The sequence below is a fragment of the Sphingobium sp. DN12 genome (assembly GCF_051058005.1).
Classification (GTDB): Bacteria; Pseudomonadota; Alphaproteobacteria; order Sphingomonadales; family Sphingomonadaceae; genus Sphingobium; species Sphingobium yanoikuyae.
Genome location: NZ_CP173717.1, coordinates 1,923,441 through 1,946,519, shown reverse-complemented (window position 1 = coordinate 1,946,519; position 23,079 = coordinate 1,923,441). Strand labels below are relative to the sequence as shown.

The window sequence follows — 23,079 nt, the reverse complement described above, 5'->3', positions numbered from 1 at the left end:
TATGTCCCCCGGATCAGGCAGTCTGCAACACGCCCCGGAAGATCGGATCCTCCATCGCGCGGCCGGTGCCGATCGCGACGCAGGTCAGCGGATCTTCCGCGATGGTGACCGGCAGGCCGGTCTCGTCGCGCAGTTCATCGTCCAGGCCCTTGAGCAGTGCGCCGCCGCCGGTCAGGACGATGCCCTGATCGACAATGTCGGCCGCCAGTTCGGGCGCGGTGTTTTCCAGGGCGATGCGGACGCCTTCGACGATCGTGCTGATCGGCTCGGCCAGTGCGTCGGCGATCTGGCCCTGGTTGATGCTGATTTCCTTGGGCACGCCGTTGACGAGGTCGCGACCCTTGATGTGGATCGTCTCGCCGACGCCGTCTTCGGGCGGCTGGGCGACGCCGAACTGCTTCTTGATGCGTTCTGCGGTGGCTTCGCCGATCAGCAGATTATGGTGGCGACGCACGAAGCTGACGATCGCCTCGTCCATCTTGTCGCCGCCGACGCGGACCGAGGTGGTGTAGGCGAGGCCGCGCAGCGACAGCACGGCGACTTCGGTGGTGCCACCGCCAATGTCGACGACCATCGAGCCGATCGGTTCGGTCACCGGCATGTCGGCACCGATCGCGGCGGCCATCGGTTCCTCGATCAGGAACACCTGGCTGGCGCCGGCATTGCTGGCGGCGTCGCGGATGGCGCGGCGCTCGACGCTGGTCGAACCCGACGGCACGCAGATCACGATCTCGGGCGCGCGCCAGGGGCTGTGTTTGCCGCCATGCACCTTGTTGATGAAGTGCTTGATCATCTGCTCGGCTACGTCGATGTCGGCGATGACGCCGTCGCGCAGCGGGCGGATCGCCTCGATCGAATCCGGGGTCTTGCCCATCATCAGCTTGGCATCGTCGCCGACCGCCTTGACGCGCTTGACGCCGTTCAGCGTCTCGACCGCGACCACGGAAGGTTCATTGAGGACGATGCCGCGGCCACGGACATAGACCACGGTGTTGGCGGTACCCAGGTCGATGGCCATGTCCTGGGAGGAAAATTTGAAGAGGCGCGAGAAGATCGACATGCTTCATCCTGTTTCGCCCGGTTGCGCCGGGACGGCAGTGTTCGTGCCCGCGCTCCGTTCCGCCCAAATCTATGCTGGAATATTTTTGGGGTCGCGGCTCGCGGAAAGCGCTCGCTTGGGCTAGTCACTAATCAATGTCAATACGCCGTCTGCCCGAACATCTGGTCAATCGCATTGCCGCAGGCGAAGTGGTCGAAAGACCCGCCAGCGCGCTCAAGGAAATCGTCGAAAACGCGCTGGATGCCGGCGCGACGCGCATCGCCGTGCGCCTGTCGAGCGGCGGGCTCGACCGGATCGAGGTCAGCGATGACGGCTGTGGCATGGATTCGCAGGACATGGCCCTGGCGCTGGAGCGCCACGCCACCTCCAAGATGCCCGACGACGCGATCGAGAATGTCGCGACGCTCGGTTTCCGGGGCGAGGCGCTGCCCTCGATCGCCTCGGTCGCGCGCCTATCGATCGACAGCCGGCCGCGTGGCGCCGATGGCTGGAACCGCACCGTCGACAATGGCGTGCTGGTGGCCGAAGGGCCGGCCGCACTGCCGCCCGGCACCCGCGTCACCGTCGACCAGCTCTTCGCCAGGGTGCCTGCGCGGCGCAAATTCCTGCGTTCGGCCAAGTCGGAATATGCCGCCTGCCTCGACGTCATGCGTCGCCTCGCCATGGCCCATCCGTCGGTCGCCTTCTCGGTCGAGCATGATGGCCGCCGCGTGCTGGGCGTGCAGGCGGGCGAGGCACGGGAAGAGCGGGTCGCCGCGCTCACCGACCGGCAGCTGGCTGACAATCATGTGATCGTCAGCCTGGAGCGGGACGGGGTGCAACTTTCCGGCGTCGCCTCGCTGCCGACCTACAATCGCGGCGTGGGCGATCACCAATATCTGTTCGTCAATGGCCGCCCGGTCCGCGACCGACTGCTGATCGGCGCGCTGCGCGGTGCCTATGCCGACATGCTGGCGCGCGATCGCCATCCGGTGGTCGCCCTGTTCCTCGACGTCCCGCCGCTGGAGGTGGACGTCAATGTCCATCCCGCCAAGACCGAGGTGCGTTTCCGCGACCCGGCGCTGATTCGCGGCATGATCGTTTCGGGCCTGCGCCGCGCGCTCGATGCAGAGGGCTTCCGTGCGGTCCAGCATGCCGATCCAGCCGCGCTCAACGCCTGGCGGCCCGAACCACTGTCGCCTACGCCGATCGGTGCCATGCCGATCTTCGAGGCAGCGGCCACGCCCTATGCGCCGCCCAGCTACAGCCAGTTCGCGCCATCCTCGCCCGCCGGCTATCAGGGCGTCGGGGATCGGCGGCCGAGTTTCCTGACCCCGCCGCCTCAGGCGCGGGCCGAACCCGCCGCCGCGCCGACCCCCGAAGGGCACAGCTTTCCGCTGGGCGTCGCGCGCGGTCAGGTCGCGCGCACCTATATCGTCGCCGAGGCCGAGGATGGGCTGGTCATCGTCGACCAGCATGCCGCGCATGAGCGGCTGACGCTGGAACGGATGCGCCGGGCGATGGAGGGGCAGGGCGTGGCGTCGCAGGCGCTGCTGCTGCCCGAGGTGGTGGAACTGGACGAGCCGGCCTGCGACCGGCTGGAGGCGCGGGTCGCCGAACTCAAGGAATTCGGCCTGGAACTGGAGCGCTTCGGTCCTTCGGCCATGCTGGTGCGCGCGACCCCGGCGATGCTGGGCCAGGGCGATGTGCAGGGGCTGGTCTCCGACCTTGCCGATGATCTTGCCGCCTATGACAGCGCTTTGTCGCTCAAGGAGCGGCTCGATCTGGTCGCCGCGACCATGGCTTGCCATGGCTCGGTCCGCGCCGGCCGTATCCTGAGCGTCGCGGAAATGAACGCGCTGCTGCGCGAAATGGAAGTGACCCCGCGCTCGGGCCAATGCAACCATGGCCGGCCCACCTGGGTGAAGCTCGGCCATGGCGATATCGAGAAATTGTTCGGGCGGAAGTGACGGCCTGGCGTCAGTGCCAGGCTGCCCCTAGTAACGCCAGCCATCCGCGCGCATCCGCCTGGCTTGCGGGCCTGGGCGCGCCATAGCCGCGGCATTCCAGGCAGTCGGCGCGCACGCCCGCGCCGCTGACCAGTCCGCGCACATCGGCGACGGCCTGCAGCGCCCAGCGCTGCTGCAGCTTCGCCTCGCGGCCGATCAGGTCGCGCGGGGCGCCGGCATCGTCCTTCTCGCGGTCGGCGATCGACTGGATGAACTCGGCGAACTTGTCCGGCTGCTTCTCGATCCAGTAGGGCTTGGCCTTGGCCGGATCGATTTTGGCGCGGCGCGCCGCTTCGGCAATCGCGTCGTTGAGGTCGCCGAACCGGTCAATGAGGCCGATCTGGCGGGCGGTGCCGCCATCCCAGACGCGGCCTTGGGCGATGGTGTCGATCTGCGCCGGCGTCTTGTGCCGCGCCTGCGCAACCAGGCCGACGAACCGGCGATAGATATCCTCGACCCCCATTTGCATGATCTGGTCGAATTGCGGGGTAGTGCCGCCGGCGATGTCGGGCTGGCCCGACAAAGGCGTGGTGCGCACGCCGTCGGTGGTGATGCCCATCTTGGCCAGCGTGCCCTCGAAGCTCGGGATGATGCCGAACACGCCGATCGATCCGGTGATGGTGTCGGGCTCGGCAAAGACGATGTCGGCCGGGGTCGAGACCCAATAGCCGCCGCTTGCCGCGACATTGCCCATCGACACGACGATCGGCAGGCCGCCGGACTTGGCCTCCATGATGGCACGGCGGATCTTCTCCGACGCCTGCACCGATCCGCCCGGCGAATCGACGCGGACGACCAGGGCCTTCAAGTCCTTCTCGTCCAGTGCCTTCAGCAGCAGGTCGGAAATCGTGTCGCCCGCCGCCGTGCCGGGGCCGGCCTCGCCATCGACAATGTCGCCGGCCACGGTCAGCACGCCGATCTGCCCGTCATTGGCGGGCTTCCTGGCCTTCACATAGGCGGCATAGTCGATCGCGGCATAATCGGTCTCATCCTTGTCGGACGGATCGCCTGCGACCTTGGCGACGTGCTCTTCAAAGGCTTCCTGATCGCCCAGATGGTCGACCAGCCCGGCGGTCAGCGCAGCCTTGGCCATGTCACCGCCGGCGGCGCTGGCGGCGGCGGCCGGGTCGGCGGCATAGGCCGCAACCTTGGCCTTGGGCCGCGCCTTGGTCACGTCGTCCTGCCAGTTCTGCCACAGTGCGCCGGCCAGTTCCTGATTGGCCTGCTTGGCCGCGGGCGACTGGTCGGCGCGGATATAGGGTTCGACGAAGCTCTTGTAGGTGCCGACGCGATAGACATGGGTGTTGACGCCCAGCTTGTCGATCAGCCCCTTATAATAGAGGCCGGAGCCGCCGCGCCCGGCGATGGCGACGCCGCCCATCGGGTCGACCCAGGCTTCGCTGGCATGGGCGGCGAGCTGGTAGCTGTCGTCGCTATAGAGGGTGGCAAAGGCGAAGACCGGCTTCTTGGCGGCGCGCACCGCATCCAGCGCCTTGCCGACGCGGGCGATGGCGACCTGGCCGCCGCCGGTGAAATCGTCGAGGTCGAGCACGACCGCCTTCACCTTGTCGTCGGTGCGGGCGGCGTCGAGCGCGGTCAATATGTCGGACAGGCGATATTCCTTCGCCTGATCGCCCGAGCCCGACAGGATGGCGGTGGCGCCGACCTCGGCCGGCTGTTCGACGATGCTGCCGTCAAGGTCCAGCAGCAGCGCGCCGCTGCCGATCGGCTTGGCCGGCTTGGGCGAGAAGGACAGGGCGGCATAGAGCAGCCCGAAGAAGAGCAGGAGGAACAGGAGCACCAGTCCGTCCTTGATCGCGACCAGGATGCGCCACGCGCCCTTCACAAATGCCAAATCGCCGTTCCTTTTCCGTTGGTCGTCCCGAGCTATCGCATCGCCGGTTTGACTGCAATGTGGGCTTGTCCTGACCCGCGACAAGCTTGCGCCCATAATTTTGCCCGCTATGGCAGGCGCATCTTTCGCCCCTATCGTGCAGGAGACACGCCCGATGCCCACGCTCGTCCTCATCCGCCATGGTCAGTCGACCTGGAACCTGGAAAACCGCTTCACCGGCTGGTGGGATGTCGACGTGACCGAAAAGGGCGCGGAAGAGGCGCGCGCCGCTGGCCGGCTGATGAAGGAAAAGGGGCTGGATTTCGACCAGTGCTTCACCTCGCTCCAGACCCGCGCGATCAAGACGCTGAACCTGGCGCTGGAGGAAATGACCCGGCTGTGGCTGCCGGTCGAGAAGGACTGGCGCCTCAATGAGCGCCATTATGGCGGCCTCACCGGCCTCAACAAGGCCGAGACCGCGGCCAAGCATGGCGACGATCAGGTCAAGATCTGGCGCCGCAGCTTCGACATTCCGCCGCCGGTGCTGGAAGCGGGCAGCGAGTTCGACCTGTCGAATGACCGCCGCTATGACGGTATCGCCATCCCCTCGACCGAGAGCCTGAAGGACACGATCGCCCGCGTGCTGCCCTATTGGGAAGGCCGCATCGCCCCCGAGCTGCGCGCCGGCAAGCGGGTGCTGATCTCCGCCCATGGCAATTCGCTGCGCGCGCTGGTCAAGCATCTGTCGAACATTCCCGATGACGAGATTACCGAGCTGGAAATCCCGACCGGCCAGCCGATCGTCTATGAGCTGGCCGACGATCTGACCGCGACCGATCGCTATTATCTGTCGGAACGGTAATTCGGCCCGGCCGATACGGAAAACCACATTGCCCCCTGGCGGCCCGGCCGCTAAGGGGCTTTGCTTTCCGGGCAGGCCGGTGGGCCGCCCCATCAGGGGAAGCGATTTATGAGCGGGGCAGTGGAAGTCGGCATCATCATGGGCTCGCGCTCCGACTGGGAGACGATGCGTCATGCCGCCGAGACGCTGGAAGCGCTGGGCGTCGCCCATGAGTGCAAGGTCGTGTCCGCCCATCGCACCCCGCAGCGCCTCTATGATTATGCCACCAGCGCCGCTGGCCGCGGCCTCAAGGTCATCATCGCCGGTGCCGGCGGGGCCGCCCATCTGCCGGGCATGGCCGCATCGATGACCCGCCTGCCGGTGCTGGGCGTGCCGGTGGAGTCCAAGGCATTGAAAGGCATGGATTCGCTGCTGTCCATCGTCCAGATGCCCGGCGGCATCCCGGTCGGCACGCTGGCGATCGGCAAGCCCGGCGCGATCAACGCCGGCCTGCTCGCCGCGTCGATCCTGGCGACCCATGACGATGCGCTGGCTGAGCGGCTGGACGCCTGGCGCGCACGCCAGACCGACGCCGTCGCCGAAACCGTCGAGGACTGATCCCGATCATGACGACCATTGCCCCCGGCGCCACCATCGGCATCCTTGGCGGCGGCCAACTCGGCCGGATGATCGCCATGGCCGCGGCCCAGCTTGGCTATCGCACCCATATCTACGCGCCCGAGGAAAGCGGTCCCGCCGCCGATGTCTCGCCGAGCTGGACCCAGGGCGCCTATGAGGATGCCGCCGCGCTCGCCGCCTTTGCCGAGGGCGTCGACGTCGTCACCTATGAGTTCGAGAATATCGATCCGTCGGCGGTCGAGGTGCTCGCAAGCCATGGGCTGGTCCGCCCCGGCGCCGGGGCGCTGCGCATCGCGCAGGATCGTCTGGCCGAAAAGCGCTTCGTCGCCGATCTGGGCGGCCTGACCGCGCCGTTCGCGCCGGTCGACAGCCTGGACGACCTGGAAACCGCGATCGAGACGATCGGCAGCCGCGCCATCCTCAAGACCAACCGCATGGGCTATGACGGCAAGGGCCAGGCCCGGATCAACGAGCCGGGCGACGCGGTCGGCGCCTGGAATGCGATCGGCCGCCAGCCTGCGATCCTCGAAGGCTTCGTGACCTTCGATCAGGAATATTCGGTGATCCTGGTGCGTGGCGCCGACGGCGCGATGCGCTTCTGGGATTCAGCCGCCAACGTCCATGTCGACGGCATCCTCGCCACCTCGACCGTGCCGGCCGGATCGCTGATCGAGGGGCAGTTGCCCGCCGCCCGTGCGCTCGCCAAGCAGGTCGCCGATGCGCTCGACTATGTCGGCGTGCTGACGCTGGAATTCTTCGCCAGCGCCGACGGCCCGGTGTTCAACGAAATGGCGCCGCGCGTCCATAATAGCGGCCACTGGACGACTGAGGGTGCGCTCACCAGCCAGTTCGAGAACCATGTCCGCGCGATCTGTGGCCTGCCGCTCGGCGATACGGGCCTAGCCGCCCGGCAGGTCGAGATGCGCAACCTGATCGGCGACGATGCTGCGGAATGGCTGGCGATCCTGTCCGATCCGGAAAATCATCTCCACCTCTATGGCAAGCATGAGGCGCGTCCGGGCCGCAAGATGGGGCATGTGACGCGGTTGTCGCTTTAATCTATTTACCTCGTCATCCCCGCGAAGGCGGGGATCCATCTCGCGGGTTCGCCCCATTGCCTTGGTTCGGTGATGGATTCCCGCCTGCGCGGGAATGACGAGATTTTTTGGCGGAGGAAGCGCGATCATGAGCGAGCAGCCCGACATCGTCCTGATCCTGGCCCGCGCCGACAATGGCGTGATCGGCCGGGATGGCGACCTGCCCTGGCGGTTGCCGGCTGACCTCAAACATTTCAAGGCGCTGACCGCTGGCCATCCGATGCTGATGGGGCGCAAGACGTTCGACAGCCTGCCCGGCCTGTTGCCCGGCCGTCGCCATATCGTGCTGACCCGCGATCCGGAATGGATGGGCGAGGGGGCGGAGGTCGCCCATGATGTCGATGCCGCGATCGCGCTGGCCGATGCGCCGGTGCTGATGGTGATCGGCGGCGCGGAAATCTATCGCCTGTTCCTCGACCATGCCGACCGGATCGAACTGACCGAGGTGCATGTCGACGCCGAAGGTGACACCCATATTGCCTATCCCGATCCTGCGGACTGGCGCGAAACGGCGCGCGCGGATCATCCCGCGCTGGACGGGCGCCCGGCCTACAGCTTCGTGACGTTCGGCCGTCGCCCGTAAATCTTCCGTCATTGCGAGCGCAGCGAAGCAATCCATGGGCGCCGGTGGATTGCTTCGCGACGCTCGCAATGACGACAGGGATGTGTGGACGTGATCGCCAATTGCCACGCCCTGTGTGTCACCCTATAGCCCCGGCCATGGAGCGGCTTACCAGCAATGCCCCGATCCCTGCGCATCTGCGCGGCGGCGTCATGGCGCTTGGCAATTTCGACGGCTTTCATGCCGGCCATCAGGCGGTGGTCGGCCGCGCGATCGCGCGTGCGCGGGCGGAGGGGCGGCCGGCGATCGTCGCCACCTTCGATCCGCATCCCATGCGTCTGTTCCAGCCCGATACACCACCCTTCCGCCTGACCACGCTGGACCAGCGCCAGGCGCTGTTCGCGGCCGCCGGGGCCGACGCGATGCTGGTGTTCGACTTCACCCGCGAACTCGCCGCGCTCGACCCGGCCGGCTATGTCCGGTTGCTGATGGAAGAGCTGGGCGTTGCCGCCGTCGTCACCGGCGAGGATTTCACCTTTGGCAAGGGCCGCAGTGGCACCATCGCCAGCTTTGCCGAACTGGGCCTGCCGGCAGAAGCGGTCGCACCGGTCATGGACGCGGAGGGAGTTATCAGCTCCAGCCGCATCCGCGCCGCATTGCAGGCGGGCGATTGCGCCACTGCCACCCGCCTGCTGACCCGCCCCTTCACGATCCAGGGCATGGTCCAGCATGGCGACAAGCTGGGTCGAACCATCGGCTTCCCGACCGCCAATATCGACCTTGGCCCCTATCTGCGCCCGGCCTTTGGCATTTATGCCGTGCGCGGGCTGTTGGCCGATGGCCGGGTGCTGGACGGCGCCGCAAATCTTGGCATCCGCCCGACCTTCGATCCGCCCAAGCTGCTGCTGGAACCGCATTTCTTCGATTTCGCCGAAAGCCTCTATGACCAGAGCATAGAAGTGCAACTGATCCACTATCTCCGGCCGGAGGCGAAATATGACGGCCTCGACCCGCTGATCGCGCAGATCGCACGTGACTGCGACGACGCACGGCAAATCCTTGCGGGAACGCCTTACCTCGCTTAATGCCCCCTGACCTCACCCGTTCGTGCTGAGTAGGGGCTGAGCCTGTCGAAGACCCGTATCGAAGCATTCAGCCTTCGATACGCCATTTCGACTTCGCTCAATGGCTACTCAGGACGAACGGATTTGCTTAATTTGCCGGACCCCATATGACCGACCAGCCCGATTATAAAAGCACCGTCTTCCTTCCCGTCACCGACTTTCCGATGAAGGCCGGCCTCGCGCAGAAGGAACCGGCGATTGCCGCGCGCTGGGCGGCGATGGACCTGTACGGCAAGCTGCGTGAGAAGCGCGCCGGCCGCGAACGCTTCATCCTGCATGACGGCCCGCCCTACGCCAATGGCGACATCCATATGGGCCATGCGATGAACAAGGTGCTGAAGGACATCATCGTCCGCAGCCAGTCGCTGCTCGGCAAGGATGCGCCCTATGTCCCCGGCTGGGACTGCCACGGCCTGCCGATCGAATGGAAGATCGAGGAGGAATATCGCAAGAAGAAGCTGAACAAGGACGAGGTGCCCGCGTCCGAGTTCCGCGCCCAGTGTCGCGCCTATGCCGACAAATGGGTGGACGTGCAGAAGGAGCAGTTCAAGCGCCTGGGCGTGATGGGCGACTGGGCCGATCCCTATCTGACCATGAAGTTCGACGCCGAGGCGACGATCGTCGGCGAACTGCTGAAATTCGCGGAAAGCGGCCAACTCTATCGCGGCGCCAAGCCCGTCATGTGGTCCCCGGTCGAAAAGACCGCGCTGGCCGAAGCGGAAGTGGAATATGAGGACATCACCTCGACCCAGATCGACGTGGCGTTCGAGATCGTCGAAGCGCCGAACGCGCCCGAACTGGTCGGCGCCCATGCGGTGATCTGGACGACGACGCCCTGGACGATCCCGGTCAACCAGGCTTTGGCCTATGGGCCGGAGGTTGAGTATGTGTTGGCCGAAGTGCTCAGCATTGGTCAGGCTGGGGGCGATCCAGCGTTGGATGGCGATGCTCTGATCGTAACATCGAATGAGTGGCGTGGCCGGAAGTTTGTAGTCGCTCTGGATTTGCTTGACGAGTTCAAGCGGAAAATCAGCGGCGAACTATCCATTGGCAGGAAAGCCGAGCTTTATCCGGTGTTCCAAAAAAAATGGACCGGCAAAGGCTCCCAACTCGCCGGCGCTGTCGCCCGTCACCCGATGCACGCCCTCGGGGGCTTCTTCACCAAGCCGCGTCCGTTCCTTGCGGGCGATTTCGTCACGACCGATGCGGGTACCGGCCTCGTCCATATGGCGCCCGACCATGGCGAGGACGACTTTGCGCTGTGCAAGGCGAACGGCCTGAACCCCGTCTTCGCGGTCGAGGGCGACGGCAAATATCGCGCCGACTGGCTGTGGCTGGGCGGGCAGGGGTCGGTCATCAACCCCAAGTTCGTCGGCAAGGATGGCCCGATCTGTTCGGACCTGCGCGAAGCGGGCGCGCTGCTCGCCGCGTCGGACGATTTCAAGCACAGCTATCCGCACAGCTGGCGCTCCAAGGCGAAGATCATCTTCCGCTGCACCCCGCAATGGTTCATCCCGATGGACAAGCCGCAGGAAGGCGTGGTGGCCGATGTCGATGGCGGCGTGATGCCGACCCCGATCGTCACCGGCAACGGCCCGACCCTGCGCGAGATCGCGCTCGACGCGATCGAGCATACGCGCTGGGTGCCCGAGCGCTCGACCAACCGCATCCGCTCGATGGTGGAAGGTCGCCCCGACTGGGTGATCAGCCGCCAGCGCGCCTGGGGCGTGCCGATCGCGCTCTATGTTCATCGCAAGACTGGCGACTATCTTGTTGATCCGGCAGTCAATGCTCGCATCATCGACGCGTTCAAGGGCGCCGGTGCGGATGCCTGGTTCGGCGCCGATCATCAGGCGCTGCTCGGCCCCGATTATGACCTCAATGACTATGAGGTCGTGAACGACATTCTCGACGTCTGGTTCGACAGCGGCTCGACCCACAGCTTCGTGGTCGAGGGCCGCTATGGCGAGGGCACCCGCGCCGACCTCTATATCGAAGGGTCGGACCAGCATCGCGGCTGGTTCCAGTCCTCGCTGCTCGAAAGCTGCGGCACCCGTGGCCAGGCCCCCTATAAGGCGGTGCTGACCCATGGCTTCGCGCTCGACGGATCGGGCAAGAAAATGTCCAAGAGCCTTGGCAATGTCGTCGATCCGCTCAAGATCATGGCCGAAAGCGGCGCCGACATCCTGCGCGTCTGGGTGGCGAGTACCGACTATTTCGATGACGTCCGCATCGGCAAGGAAGTGCTGGCCGGTTCGTCCGACGCCTATCGCAAGCTGCGCAACACCTTCCGCTACATGCTGGGCGCCCTGTCCGACTATGATGAGAGCGAGGCGGTGTCCTACGCCGAGATGCCGGAGCTGGAGCGCTACATGCTCCATCGCCTGGCCCAGCTCGACGCGGAACTGCGCGCGGTAGTCGACAAGGCGGCGAAGAGCGAGAACTGGCTGGAATTCAGCCGTTATACCCGCGCGATCTTCGACTTCGCGAACAGCGACCTGTCGGCCTTCTTCTTCGATATCCGCAAGGACTGCCTCTATTGCGATGCGAAGTCGGATCCCAAGCGTCGCGCCTATCGCACCTTGCTCGATACGCTGTTCCACGCGCTGGTCCGCTATGTCGCGCCGATCATCCCCTTCACCGCTGAGGAAGTATGGCAGAGCCGCTTCCCAAGTGACGAGGATAGCGTCCATTTCCTGGAATGGCCCGAGGTCGACCATCGCTGGATCAACACCCATCTGAACGACAAGTGGGCGGAGCTGCGCGACCAGCGCGAGCAGGTCAACGAGGCGATCGAGCCCTTCCGCCGCGAAAAGGTGATCCGCTCCAGTCTGGAGGCCGATGTCACCATGGGCGAAATGCTGCCCAGCGACGGTGTGAACTTCGCCGAAATCGCCATCGTCGCCCGGATCGAGATGGGCGTGGGCGACGGCATCATCGTCAAGCCCAGCGAGTGGCACAAGTGCGGCCGCTGCTGGCGCCTGCTGCCCGAGGTCGAGGAAGATGGCACGCTGTGCAATCGCTGTGATGAGGTGTTGAAGGCATGAGTGCCATCAACCATCGCCCGCTGGGGCTGACGGTCGCGATCGTCACCCTCGCGCTCGACCAACTGGTCAAATATACCGTCACCTATCCGCTCGCGCTGCAGAGCCGGGCGGATGCGGGGATCGAGATACTGCCCTTCTTCCGCCTGCGCTGGCTGGAAAATCGCGGCGTGTCGATGGGCTTCTTCCATGCCGACAACGACACGATGCGCTGGATGCTGGTCGGCATGACCATGTTGATCGCCGGCTTCGTGGGGGTGTGGATGTGGCGCGAAAAGGCGCGGTCGGACGTCGCGGCGCTCGGCCTGGTGCTGGGTGGCGCGATCGGCAATATCGTCGACCGGATGCGGCTGGGCTATGTCGTCGACTATGCCGACCTGCATTTCGGCGAATGGCGCCCCTTCCTGATTTTCAACCTGGCCGACGCGGCCATCACGTTCGGCGTGCTGATCCTGCTTGCGCGGGCGCTGCTGCTGCGCGAGAAGGGCGCAAAGACGGAGACCCTGAAGTAATGCGTAAACTGATCCTCGCCGCCGGCCTTGTTGCAACCCTGTCGGCGTGCGGCGGCGGTGGTAACGGCCTGCTCAACCGTGGCCGTCCCGACGAGTTCGCTGTGACGCGCCAGGCGCCGCTGGTCGTGCCGCCCGATTTCGCGCTGGTTCCGCCCGCGCCGGGCACCCCGGCTGCTGCCACGGTCGATTCGAGCCGCGCCGCGCAGGAAGCGCTGTTCGGCGGTCCGGCCCCGCGCAGCGCATCGGAAAGCGCGGCGCTGAACTCGGCCGGCCGTGGCACGGCCGCCGCCGGCATCCGCTCGCAGGCAGGTGATCCGGGTACCGAAGTGGTCGACAAGGGCGCCACCACCCGCGACATCATCGCTGCGCCCGAAGGCGACGGCCAGGACGCCCGCGCCGCCACCGGCACGCAGACGACCCCGCCGCAGCAATAATCTAGGGGGAAGGGGGCGTCTGATCGTCCCCTTCCGCAAAGGCCTTGAGCCGGGCGAGCGTGCCATCCCATTGCGCGCCGACCCGGCCGAGCCAGTCCTGCGCCGCCGCAACCGCTTCCCGGCGCAGCGCGAAATGCACTTCCCGCCCCTGCTTGCGCCTGCGCACCAGCCCGGCGCCGTACAGCACCTCCAGATGCTTGGCTACCGCCTGACGGCTGATCGGCAGGCCTTCGCCAAGTTGCACGATCGATCGGCCATTGCCGTCGCCCAGCCGCGCGATGAGCCCCAGGCGCGTGGGATCGCCCAGTGCGGCGAAAATCTCAGCCGGTGACATGGTCGCGGATATTCTTCACCTGTTCCGCCCAGCCGCCGTCATTGTCGCGCATGACATTGGTCCGGCGCGGTTCGGGCACCGCATCGAACCCGCTTTCGGTGACGGTCAGGCGCGTGCCGCCGTCGATCGGCTCCAGCACAAACTCCACCAGCGTCCATTCGGGCACCGGCACGCCGCTCTCCATCAGTGCCTTGTCGCCGCCGGTCGCGGGCCATTCATAGGCAAAACGGGTCATCGGCTCGATCGCCACGACCCGCGCCTGCCAGCGATACGCCTCATAGCCCGGATAGGTCATATGCCCGGTCGAGGGCTGGCCGATGGCGAAGGGCTGGTCGAGCGCGACGCGGAACCAGGTGCCGAATTGCGCATGGTCGGTCAGGGCGTCCCATACCCGCTCTACCGGTGCGGCGATGTCGATCGTCTTGATGATGCTGTCGGTCATGATAGGCAACCTCCTGATTGCCTATATGCGCCTCAAGGCGGGGATATGCAACTATATGGTTGCTCTATAACGGCCCGCCGGCGTAGCGGATCGAGGCCCGGCCGGTCGCGCGCACCGGCAGATACAGGCCCTGGCCATGGGCGCTGATCTGGCCGATTTCCGTGCTGTCCAAATTGGTGCGGATGCGGAAATGCGGGGTTTTTCGTTCGCCGATGGCGCGCCGGATCTTGCCCTTCAACTCCTCCAGATCATGGGTGAAATTCTGGCTGAGGGCGTCGGCGATGACGCTGGAAAAGGCCGGGCTGCCGGCCAGCGTGATCAGGATGTCGCCGCCGATCCCGTCGCTGGTGCCGGTCACCTGCAGATCCTCGAAATGGACCAGTGCCGAATTGGGCTGGTTGACCGGGCGGGCGGTCAGCCAGACGGTGCCATGGGTATCGCCGAGCTTGCTGTCCGCCGGACGCGCCGCGAGCGTGACGCCCACGGCGATGCGGTTGCCCGTCGTGCCATAGGCGGTCAGCTTGTCGAAGCGCGCGACGATAGGGCCTAGCTTTGGCAAATCGAACGGCCGTGCGGCGCGCTTGTGCAGGGCGCGCAGGATCACCGGCTCCAGCTGCGCATAATCGGCCCGCACCGGCAGGAAGAAATGCAGCGCGTCATTGATCGGCGCACGCGCGGGCGGTGGCAGTCCGGTTGGCTGCGGATCGACCGGACGGTCGCCGACCACGGTTTCGGTCAGCGCCTCGATCCCCAGCCGGAAGCGCAATTGGGTGCCGCTGTTGCCATAGCCGTCGAACAGGAAGCGTTGGGGCGTGACGCGCATCCATACCGGCGGATCATGGTCGTTGAGCGAGAGGCTGGTGAAGGCCGCGCGCCACAGCCGCTCGATCTTGCTGCGCAGGTTGACCTTGGCCAGTTCGCGCGGCAATTGCCGTTCGAGGTCGCGGATGACCGGCGCGATCTTGCGATCCACCTTGTCGGCGAAGGTGATGCGTTGGCCGAGGAAGTCGATGCCGGGCGTCTGGGTCCAGTCATAGCTGAGTTTCAGCGTGCCATGGGGGCGCCACTGGGTGTCGAGCGACAGCTGAATCCGGGCATGGGCCATGGCGTCGCCGGTGGCGGTCTCGCCCTTCAGCAATCCTGCGATGTCGCGCGCGCTGACCTGCGGATGGATCGGGATGTCCGCGATCAGGTCGCGCCCCGCGCCGCGCAGGCGGATCGGCCCGCGCGTGACCGCGCCGATGATGTGGCAGTCGATCGGCGGCGTCACCCTGATCTGCTTACCGAGCAATTTGACCCGCCTGGGCTGGACGCAGCGCGTGCCTGGCCGGTCGATCCGCCAGAGCTGGCGCGGCATGGCCCGCTCGATCGCCTGGGCAATCAGGGCGCGGTCGATCTCCACCGGGACGCTGATGATGGAGGATGCGCTGGTCGCCGGCACGGGATCATTGGCGCGCGGCGGCGGCTCTACCGCCTGTTTCTGTGAACAGGCGGCGAGCAGCGGCAGGAGCAGCAGCCAGCGATGATGTCGACCCGGCAATACACTGCCCAACCGCCTTCTCCCGAACATGGTCCAGCGGAAGGCAGGCTAGGGCAGTTGGGGGAGGAGGTCCAGCGCGGACCTTCAGGCCCGCGCTTCCTCCACGCCGGCGCTGTTGTGGCGCAGCGCCGTCAGCACCGTGTCGACGATCGCATCGGCATCCAGCCGCGCGTCGGCATATTGCTGTTCGGGCTTGTCCTGGTCCTGGAAGATGTCGGGCAGGCGCATGGTGCGGATCTTGAGGCCATTGTCGGTCAGGCCAAGGTCGCTCGCCAGGGTGAGGACATGGGCGCCCAGACCGCCGATCGAGCCTTCCTCGATCGTCACCGCAACCTCATGGGTGGTCAGCATCCGGCGGATCAGCGCCTCGTCCAGCGGCTTGGCGAATCGCAGATCGACTACGGAGGCGGACAGGCCCTTGGCCTCCAGCGTGTCGGCGGCCTTCATCGCTTCCTCCAGCCGGGTGCCGAGCGACAGGATCGCGACCTGGCGCCCTTCGCGCACGACGCGGCCCTTGCCGATCTCCAGCGCTTCGGGAACCTCGGGCATGGCGACGCCGGTGCCGTTGCCGCGCGGATAGCGCACGGCGATCGGCCCGCTGTCATGCATGGCGCAGGTATGGACCATGTGCGTCAGCTCCGCCTCGTCGGCGGCCGCCATCACGACGAAATTGGGCAGGCTGGCGAGATAGGTGACGTCGAAGCTGCCGGCATGGGTGGAGCCGTCGGCACCGACCAGACCGGCGCGGTCGATGGCGAAGCGCACGGGCAGGTTCTGGATGGCGACATCATGCACCACCTGGTCATAGGCGCGCTGCAGGAAGGTCGAATAGATGGCGCAGAAAGGCCGCATCCCCTGCGCCGCGAGGCCGGCGGCGAAGGTCACGGCATGCTGTTCGGCGATGCCGACGTCGAAGGTCCGGTCAGGGAAGGCCAGCTCGAACTTGTCGAGGCCCGTACCCGACGGCATGGCGGCGGTGATCGCGCACACGCGTGGATCGCGCTGCGCTTCGGCGATCAGCGCCTGGGCGAATACATTGGTGTAACTGGGCGGACCCGGAGGGGCCTTCGCCTGGGTGCCGGTGATGACGTCGAACTTCTGCACGCCATGATATTTGTCGGCGGCCGCTTCGGCCGGGCCATAGCCCTTGCCCTTCTGGGTCACGACATGGATCAGGCACGGTCCTTCGGCCGCATCGCGGACATTTTCCAGCACCGGGATCAGATGTTCGAGATTATGGCCGTCGATCGGGCCGACATAATAGAAGCCCAGTTCCTCGAACAGGGTGCCGCCGGTCGCCATGCCGCGCGCGAACTCGTCGGTCTTCTTGGCCGCCTTGTGCAGCGGGCGGGGCAGTTTGCGCGCCAGCTTCTTGGCCATGTCGCGCAGGCCCAAAAACTCGCGGCTCGACACCAGTCGGGCGAGATAGGCGGACAGTCCACCGACGGGAGGCGCGATCGACATGTCATTGTCGTTGAGGATGACGACCAGCCGGTTGCCGGCCTCGCGCGCATTGTTCATCGCCTCATAGGCCATGCCCGCCGACATGGCGCCGTCGCCGATCACGGCGATGCCCTTGCCCGGCTTGTCCTGCATCTTGTTGGCGACGGCAAAGCCGAGCGCCGCGCTGATCGAGGTCGAGCTGTGCGCCGCGCCGAACGGGTCATATTCGGATTCGGCGCGCTTGGTGAAGCCGCTGAGGCCACCGCCCTGGCGCAGGGTGCGAATGCGATCGCGCCGGCCGGTCAATATCTTGTGCGGATAGCATTGATGGCCCACGTCCCAGACCAGCTTGTCGTTGGGCGTATCGAACACATAATGGATGGCGGTGGTCAGTTCCACGACACCCAGGCCCGACCCCAAATGGCCCCCGGTCACGCCGACGGCGGCGATGGTTTCGGCGCGCAGTTCATCGGCCAGCTGGCGGAGCTGGTCGGGCTGCAGCTTGCGCAGGTCGGCGGGGATCTTGACGGTGTCGAGCAACGGCGTGGACGGATTGGACATGGGGAACTGCCTACTCGCTTTCCTGCGCCAAGTCGAACCCTGACGTCATGCAGGGGGACGCCAAATCTTCAATCAGGGAAACGGCGCGGGTGAAACGGCTGTCCCAATCCCCGCCGACCGAATCCCAGTTAACGCCGCTGTCGATCAGCACGTTCCGGCTGATATCGGCAAATCGCGCCCGCACCGGATCGTCGCCATAGATACGCGTGCCATCGTCGATCCAGGCGACATCGGGTTCCAGCAGCAAATAGAGGTCGGCCTTCGGGTAGGCGAGCAGCGCGTCGGGCGCATGGCCGATCATCATCTCGGCCCAGGCCGCCGTCATCAGCGCGTCGGTGTCGGCGAACAGGCGACGGTTCGCCAGCCGCCGGCCGGCGGCGATCGTCGCGGACTGGGCCGCGCCGATCAGCAGCAGGTCGGCCTCGTCCATATCGACACTGTGAACTTCGGCCTGGGCACGGCCATATTCGGGCACCCAGATCGTGTCGAAATGCCGGGCGAGGCGTTCGGCCAGCACCGACTTGCCGGTGCTTTCGACGCCATGCAGCAGGATCGTCCGGGTGAAATGCGCGCGGACCGGCGGCGCGATCCAGCGCCACTGGCCCCAAGGATCGGCACGCACGGCGCTGGCGGACAGGCCGCCCAGTCCGTCCTGGTCCGCGCCCAGGATCCGGGCACCCAGCGGCACGAAGCGCCCGCCGACTTCCTGCGCCAGCCGCAGCCCATAGGCTTCGCCTGCGAACAGCAGGTCGATCGGCTCGGGGTGGGCCTGGGCCACGATGGCCCGCCAGATCGGCCAGAAGTCGGCGGAGTCTTCAGGCGCCTGCGGCACGACGGCATCATGGCCGATGACCCGGCATCCCGGCGCCAGTTCGCGCATCCATTGCAGCCGCAGCGGACCGGGGATCGGATCGTCCGGCAGCCAGCAGACGAGGATGGTGAGTTCGTCCACCATCGCCCGCGCGCTGTCGATCAACATCTGATGGCCCGCATGAGGCGGCATGAACTTGCCGAGCAGGAAGCCGCGGGTCATGCGGGCGCTCGGTCCATCGTGCGGCGCCAGGCGATCAGGCCCCATAGCGCGATGAAGAAGAAGAGGGCGTAGAGGATCGACGTCGCGATCAGGCCGCGGCTCCAGAACAGGCCGGTGGCAAGGGCATCCACCGCCACCCACAGCACCCAGCTTTCGACCTTGCGCTGCGACTGCAATATCTGTGCGGCGACGCTCATGCCGGCAATCATGGCGTCGGCGAAGGGCGCGGCGGCATCGGTGAAGCGGGCCATGCCCATGCCCCAGGCCAGGCTGGCGAGCGCCGTGCCCGCGATCCAGGCGAGACGGGCCGGCGTGCCGAGGCGCACCACCGCGATGCCGCCATCGGCGACCTTCTCGCTATGCACCCAGTTCCACCAGCCATAGGCGTTGATCACCAGGAAGAAGATCTGCAGCAGCGCGTCGCTGTAGAGCTTCGCTTCGAAGAAGACGAAGAAATAGAGCGCGACCATGGCGATGCCGAACGGATAGTTCCACAGCGAACGGCGCGCCACCAGCACGACATTGACCAGGCCGAGCGCCGCTGCGACCCATTCGATGATGGTCATGAACCGCCCGTCAGTGGCAGGCGCTGCAGGTGCCGCGCACCTCGATCACCGGACGCACCGGCGCGAAGCCGGCCTTTTCCGCCACCGACCGCAGCGATCCGGTGATGGGATCATTGTCGATATGCGTCACCTGGCCGCAACTGTCGCAGACCAGGAAGATGCAGTCATGATGGCAGCCGGGATGCGCGTTGGCGATATAGGCGTTCGCGCTTTCCACCCGCATCGCGATATTGTTCGCCACGAACAGGTCGAGGATGCGGTAGACGCTGTTGGGCGCGACCCGCTTGCCGCGCGCCTTGGACACAGTGTCGGCGATATCATAGGCCGATGCCGGCTTTTCTTCGGCCGCCAGTGCGTCGAAGATGGCGGCGCGCATCGGCGTCCACTGCTCATCCTTCGCCTCCAGCGTAGCCTGCGCCGCGTCGGCCAGCTTCTTGCCGGTGGGTTCCTGATGATGATGGTGCGAATGATCTGCCATGGCGATTATCTAGGCGTGTCCAACTGCGGCGGCAAGTGGCTGGCTCAGCCGCGCTGCCAATAGGCAAGGGCCGCCCAGAGCCAGCCGCCGATCATCATCGCGCCGCCGATCGGCGTCACCGCGCCCAGCCAGCGCGGGCAGCCCAGCGCCATGGCATAGAGGCTGACGGCAAAGATCGCCGCGCCGATGAGCAGCAACAGGGCGCCGCCGCGCGTGATGCCCATGATCGTCAGGACGGCGACGGCATGGATGAGCTGATAGAGGCCGCCGGTGCGCAGCCACTCCGCCGCCTGCGGGCTGGCGGCGCCATGGGCGCCAAAGGCACCGGCAGCAATGGCAAGCGCTGCCGACAGGGCGGCCAGAATGGCGATCATGCTTCTTCTCCATCTCCGCGCGCGCGCAGGCGCATGCCCCGGCCGGGGCGGTACATCAGGTCCTTGGCCGCCAGCAGATTGCCATGCTCGATCTGCAGGGCGAGGCGCTGGCCGTCATTCTCGCGATATTGGCGTTCGACTTCCTCGACCTCTTCGGGCGGCACGCCCAGCGTCTGCATCGCCTGGACACCCATGCAGATGGCCGATTCGAATACCTCGCGCACCACGCCGGCCAGTTCGATATCCTGCATCGCCAGGATCTGGCGACGATCGAACACGCGCGCCATCAGCGCGGCCTGGGGGAAGGCCTCGGCAATGGGCTGCAGCACACGGCCATCCAGCGAGGGATCGTCGATGCAGAAGGCGATCAGCCGGGCTTCATCAGCACCGGCGCGGCGGAGCAGGTCGATCCGCGTGCCGTCCCCATAATAGACCTTCATGTCGAAGCGGCTCGACACCTCGATCTGGGCAGGCTTCTTGTCGATCAGCACGACGCCGAAGCCATGGCCCATCAGCATCTGCGCCACGGTCTGGCCGAAACGGCCATAGCCCACGATGATCGCACTGCCGCGCGGCGCATCCTCCGGCCCGGGCAGGTCGTCGCGATCCTTGGGCTGGGCGAATTCGAAGCGGCGGGCAAACAGCATCAGGAAGGGCGTGGTCGCCATCGAGAAGGTGACGATCGCACTGAACAGGCTCGCCGCCTGCGGCGCGATCAGATAGGCATTCTGCGCCTGGGCAAAGAGGACAAAGCCGAATTCACCGCCTTGGGAGAGCAGCAGGCCGGCGCTCAATGCCTGTTGCCAGGCCATGCCGAACAGCCGGGCGAGCAGGGCGATGATCGCGGTCTTGGCGGCCACCAGCATCGCCGCCATGCCGATGACGAACAGGGGATTGGCGGCGACAGCGCGCAGGTCCAGCACCATGCCGACGGCCAGGAAGAAGAGGCCGAGCAGGATGGAGCGGAACGGTTCGACATCGGACTCGATTTCGTGCCGATAGGGGGAGTCGGCCAGCATTACGCCGGCGACGAAGGCGCCAAGCGCGGTCGAGAGGTGCAGGCTGTGCATCACCGATGCGGCGGCCAGCACGGTGAACAGGCCGACTGCAACGAACAGTTCGCGCTCGCCCTGCCGGCCGACCAGATTGAGCAAAGGGCGCAGGATGAAGCGACCGGCCAGCACCAGCCCGGCGATCGCGGCGACGGTATAGCCGGCCAGCACCCATCCGGGCGGCCCGCCCGCGTCGGCCGGATTGCGGGAGAGGGCGGCGACGATGGTGATCAGCGGGACGATCGAGAGATCCTGGAACAGCAGGATCGAGAAGACCTTCTCGCCAAAGGGCGAGTTGATGCGGCCGCTGGATTTGAGGCTCGGCAGCACCTGCGCGGTCGAGGAGAGGGCGAGCGGCAGGCCGAGTGCGATCGCCGCGCCCCAGGTGAAGCCGGTCGAATAGAAGATGATGGCGATGAGGGCGAGGCCGCACAGCACGACCTGCGCCAGGCCAAGTGCGAAGATGTCGCGCTTCAGTCGCCACAGGCGCGCGGGATGGAGTTCGAGGCCGACAAGGAAAAGCAGCAGGACGATGCCGATTTCGGCAATCGCCAGCTTCGATTCCGCGCCGCCGACGAGGCCCAGCCCTTGCGGGCCGACCAGCGCGCCGGCGACCAGATAGCCCAGCACCGCACCCAGGCCGAAGCGGCGGAACAGCAGGACGAAGGCAACGGCGACGCCCAGCAGGATCACGCCTTCGGAGAGGAGGACGTCGGTGGCCGACATGGCGGTTTCGGCGACCGGCATCAGGCGTCCGCCATCCGCGCGGCTTCGGCAATCGCCTCGAAACCGAGCCGGATCGAGGGGTGGCGCGCAGGATAGCCGCGGGCCGGCGCCAGCACGGCAAGACCGGGCCAGAAATCCAGATCCTCGCTCTCGCCCGACAGATAGGCGGCCAGCTTGTCGCGCGCCTCTGCCAATTCGTCAGCAGTGAGGCCGATCGCCTGCGCCGCCATCAGCGCGGCGGAGGCCTGGCCCAGGGCGCAGGCCTTCACGTCCAGGCCCATTTCGGCGAGCTTGCCGTCGGCCATGCGGACATCGGCGGTGATGCGCGATCCGCAGGTCGGCGATCGCTTCTCCACGCTCGCTTGCGGATCGGTCAGCCGCTGGTGATGCGGGATGCTCGCGGCGAGGCGAAGAATGTCGTTATTGTAGAGGGATGCGCTCATTGTCCCTCCATGTAGGACAGTTATCGCCGCGGGAGAAGGCGGCAAAATGGCCTAGGGGCCGCGATAGCGTAGCGCGTCGACCAATATGCTGAACGCAGCGGCCGGTTGGCGGCGACTGGGATAATAGAGATGATAGCCGGCAAAGGGCGGGCTCCAGTCCTCCAGCACCGGGATCAGCCGGCCTTCATCGATATCCGCGCGCACCTGATCCTCCATTACGAAGGCGAGGCCGAAGCCGGCGAGGGCGGCGCGGCGGATCATCTCGATGCTGTTGAAGGCCAGTTGTCCCTCCACCCGCACCCGGATTTCATGGCCGTCCTTTTCCAGTTCCCAGGCATAAAGGCCGCCGGCGCTGCGCAGGCGCAGATTGATGCAGTCATGCGCGGCCAGATCCTGCGGCGTACGCGGCACCGGGCGGCTGGCGAAATAGGCGGGTGCGCCGACCACGATCATGCGCAGGTCCGGGCCGATGCGTACGGCCACCATATCCTTGGCGATCGCCTCGCCCAGCCGCACGCCGGCGTCGAACCGTTCCTTGACGATATCGACAAAGCCGGAATCGATGCTCAATTCGACATGGATGTCAGGGTAGCGCGGCAACAGCCGTTGCAATGCTGGCCAGACGACCGTGTTGCTGGCATGTTCGGCGGCGGTGATGCGGATGGTGCCGGCCGGCCGTTCGCGCAGATCGCCAAGCGAGGCGAGTTCGGTCGCGATGCTGTCGAGCGCCGGGCGCAGCGTGGCGGACAGGCGATCGCCTGCCTCGGTCAGGGAGACGCTGCGGGTGGTGCGGGTGAGCAGGCGGACCCCCAGGCGCGTTTCCAGCCGCCTGATGGTATGGCTGAGCGCAGACTGCGACGTGCCGAGCAGCGCTGCCGCCCGGGTGAAATTGCCGGTGTCGGCGACCATCAGGAAGGCGTTGAGGTCGACCAACTCTTCGCGCCGCATTCAT

General features: G+C 66.3%; 22 protein-coding genes. 9 read left to right on the top strand and 13 right to left on the bottom strand.

Annotation, left to right across the window (positions count from 1 at the left end; genetic code table 11):
* Positions 1–13 precede the first annotated feature (13 nt).
* Complete coding sequence (locus ACI6S0_RS09140; RefSeq protein WP_004212359.1) at positions 14–1,060, bottom strand: rod shape-determining protein; 1,047 nt, start codon at positions 1,058–1,060, stop codon at positions 14–16.
* Positions 1,061–1,194: 134 nt separating this feature from the next.
* On the opposite strand from ACI6S0_RS09140, the gene mutL reads away from it, so the two are divergent.
* Positions 1,195–3,009: a DNA mismatch repair endonuclease MutL gene (mutL, locus tag ACI6S0_RS09135; RefSeq protein ID WP_097382923.1), complete on the top strand. Its 1,815-nt coding sequence runs from the start codon at positions 1,195–1,197 to the stop codon at positions 3,007–3,009.
* 10 nt (positions 3,010–3,019) lie between these two features.
* Here the strand turns inward: mutL and sppA are convergent, their stop codons facing one another.
* Positions 3,020–4,903, bottom strand: a complete 1,884-nt coding sequence (sppA, locus tag ACI6S0_RS09130; RefSeq protein WP_434405600.1) for a signal peptide peptidase SppA — start codon at positions 4,901–4,903, stop codon at positions 3,020–3,022.
* A gap of 154 nt (positions 4,904–5,057) precedes the next feature.
* Here sppA and gpmA point away from each other — a divergent pair, with 154 nt between their 5' ends.
* From gpmA to ACI6S0_RS09090, 8 genes are all read left to right on the top strand, one after another.
* Entirely contained in the window at positions 5,058–5,744 is a 687-nt protein-coding gene (gene gpmA, locus ACI6S0_RS09125) for a 2,3-diphosphoglycerate-dependent phosphoglycerate mutase (protein ID WP_434405599.1), read from the top strand.
* Between the two features lie 108 nt (positions 5,745–5,852).
* The gene (purE, locus tag ACI6S0_RS09120) at positions 5,853–6,341 is read left to right on the top strand and encodes a 5-(carboxyamino)imidazole ribonucleotide mutase (RefSeq protein WP_026108770.1); all 489 of its coding nucleotides are present in this window, start codon (positions 5,853–5,855) and stop codon (positions 6,339–6,341) included.
* 8 nt (positions 6,342–6,349) lie between these two features.
* Positions 6,350–7,420 (top strand): 5-(carboxyamino)imidazole ribonucleotide synthase, encoded by a 1,071-nt coding sequence (locus ACI6S0_RS09115; protein WP_434405598.1) that lies wholly within the window; start codon positions 6,350–6,352, stop codon positions 7,418–7,420.
* Between the two features lie 127 nt (positions 7,421–7,547).
* Positions 7,548–8,042, top strand: a complete 495-nt coding sequence (locus ACI6S0_RS09110; protein ID WP_434405597.1) for a dihydrofolate reductase — start codon at positions 7,548–7,550, stop codon at positions 8,040–8,042.
* Positions 8,043–8,179: 137 nt separating this feature from the next.
* Complete coding sequence (locus tag ACI6S0_RS09105) at positions 8,180–9,106, top strand: bifunctional riboflavin kinase/FAD synthetase (RefSeq protein WP_434405596.1); 927 nt, start codon at positions 8,180–8,182, stop codon at positions 9,104–9,106.
* Positions 9,107–9,252: 146 nt separating this feature from the next.
* On the top strand, positions 9,253–12,192 hold the full coding sequence (gene ileS / locus ACI6S0_RS09100; RefSeq protein WP_434405595.1) for an isoleucine--tRNA ligase: 2,940 nt from the start codon (positions 9,253–9,255) through the stop codon (positions 12,190–12,192).
* Positions 12,189–12,701 carry a signal peptidase II gene (gene lspA, locus ACI6S0_RS09095; protein ID WP_004212370.1) on the top strand — a complete coding sequence of 171 codons (513 nt, stop codon included), beginning with the start codon at positions 12,189–12,191 and terminating at the stop codon, positions 12,699–12,701. Before ileS ends, lspA begins: the two co-directional genes overlap by 4 nt.
* On the top strand, positions 12,701–13,135 hold the full coding sequence (locus ACI6S0_RS09090) for a DUF3035 domain-containing protein (protein ID WP_004212371.1): 435 nt from the start codon (positions 12,701–12,703) through the stop codon (positions 13,133–13,135). Before lspA ends, ACI6S0_RS09090 begins: the two co-directional genes overlap by 1 nt.
* A 1-nt stretch (position 13,136) precedes the next feature.
* On the opposite strand, the gene ACI6S0_RS09085 is transcribed toward ACI6S0_RS09090, so the two are convergent.
* From ACI6S0_RS09085 to ACI6S0_RS09035, 11 genes are all read right to left on the bottom strand, one after another.
* Complete coding sequence (locus ACI6S0_RS09085) at positions 13,137–13,469, bottom strand: ArsR/SmtB family transcription factor (protein ID WP_434405594.1); 333 nt, start codon at positions 13,467–13,469, stop codon at positions 13,137–13,139.
* A complete protein-coding gene (locus tag ACI6S0_RS09080) occupies positions 13,456–13,911 on the bottom strand; it encodes an SRPBCC family protein (protein ID WP_010339045.1) in 456 nt (151 codons plus the stop codon). The genes ACI6S0_RS09085 and ACI6S0_RS09080 overlap by 14 nt, the downstream gene beginning before the upstream one ends.
* Positions 13,912–13,975: 64 nt before the next feature.
* Positions 13,976–15,463, bottom strand: a complete 1,488-nt coding sequence (locus ACI6S0_RS09075) for a DUF4403 family protein (protein WP_434405593.1) — start codon at positions 15,461–15,463, stop codon at positions 13,976–13,978.
* A gap of 72 nt (positions 15,464–15,535) precedes the next feature.
* Positions 15,536–17,455: a 1-deoxy-D-xylulose-5-phosphate synthase gene (dxs, locus tag ACI6S0_RS09070; RefSeq protein ID WP_434405592.1), complete on the bottom strand. Its 1,920-nt coding sequence runs from the start codon at positions 17,453–17,455 to the stop codon at positions 15,536–15,538.
* 10 nt (positions 17,456–17,465) lie between these two features.
* Entirely contained in the window at positions 17,466–18,488 is a 1,023-nt protein-coding gene (locus tag ACI6S0_RS09065) for an AAA family ATPase (RefSeq protein WP_434405591.1), read from the bottom strand.
* Positions 18,485–19,054, bottom strand: coding sequence for a nicotinamide riboside transporter PnuC (pnuC, locus tag ACI6S0_RS09060; protein WP_434405590.1), 570 nt, complete (start codon positions 19,052–19,054; stop codon positions 18,485–18,487). The genes ACI6S0_RS09065 and pnuC overlap by 4 nt, the downstream gene beginning before the upstream one ends.
* A gap of 10 nt (positions 19,055–19,064) precedes the next feature.
* Positions 19,065–19,532: a Fur family transcriptional regulator gene (locus ACI6S0_RS09055; protein ID WP_017499240.1), complete on the bottom strand. Its 468-nt coding sequence runs from the start codon at positions 19,530–19,532 to the stop codon at positions 19,065–19,067.
* A gap of 44 nt (positions 19,533–19,576) precedes the next feature.
* The gene (locus ACI6S0_RS09050) at positions 19,577–19,906 is read right to left on the bottom strand and encodes a DUF423 domain-containing protein (protein ID WP_004212379.1); all 330 of its coding nucleotides are present in this window, start codon (positions 19,904–19,906) and stop codon (positions 19,577–19,579) included.
* Entirely contained in the window at positions 19,903–21,705 is a 1,803-nt protein-coding gene (locus tag ACI6S0_RS09045) for a cation:proton antiporter domain-containing protein (RefSeq protein WP_004212381.1), read from the bottom strand. Before ACI6S0_RS09045 ends, ACI6S0_RS09050 begins: the two co-directional genes overlap by 4 nt.
* Positions 21,705–22,127: an iron-sulfur cluster assembly scaffold protein gene (locus ACI6S0_RS09040; RefSeq protein WP_303761165.1), complete on the bottom strand. Its 423-nt coding sequence runs from the start codon at positions 22,125–22,127 to the stop codon at positions 21,705–21,707. The genes ACI6S0_RS09045 and ACI6S0_RS09040 overlap by 1 nt, the downstream gene beginning before the upstream one ends.
* Positions 22,128–22,178: 51 nt before the next feature.
* Positions 22,179–23,075, bottom strand: a complete 897-nt coding sequence (locus ACI6S0_RS09035) for a LysR family transcriptional regulator (protein ID WP_434405589.1) — start codon at positions 23,073–23,075, stop codon at positions 22,179–22,181.
* Between the last annotated feature and the right edge of the window lie 4 nt (positions 23,076–23,079).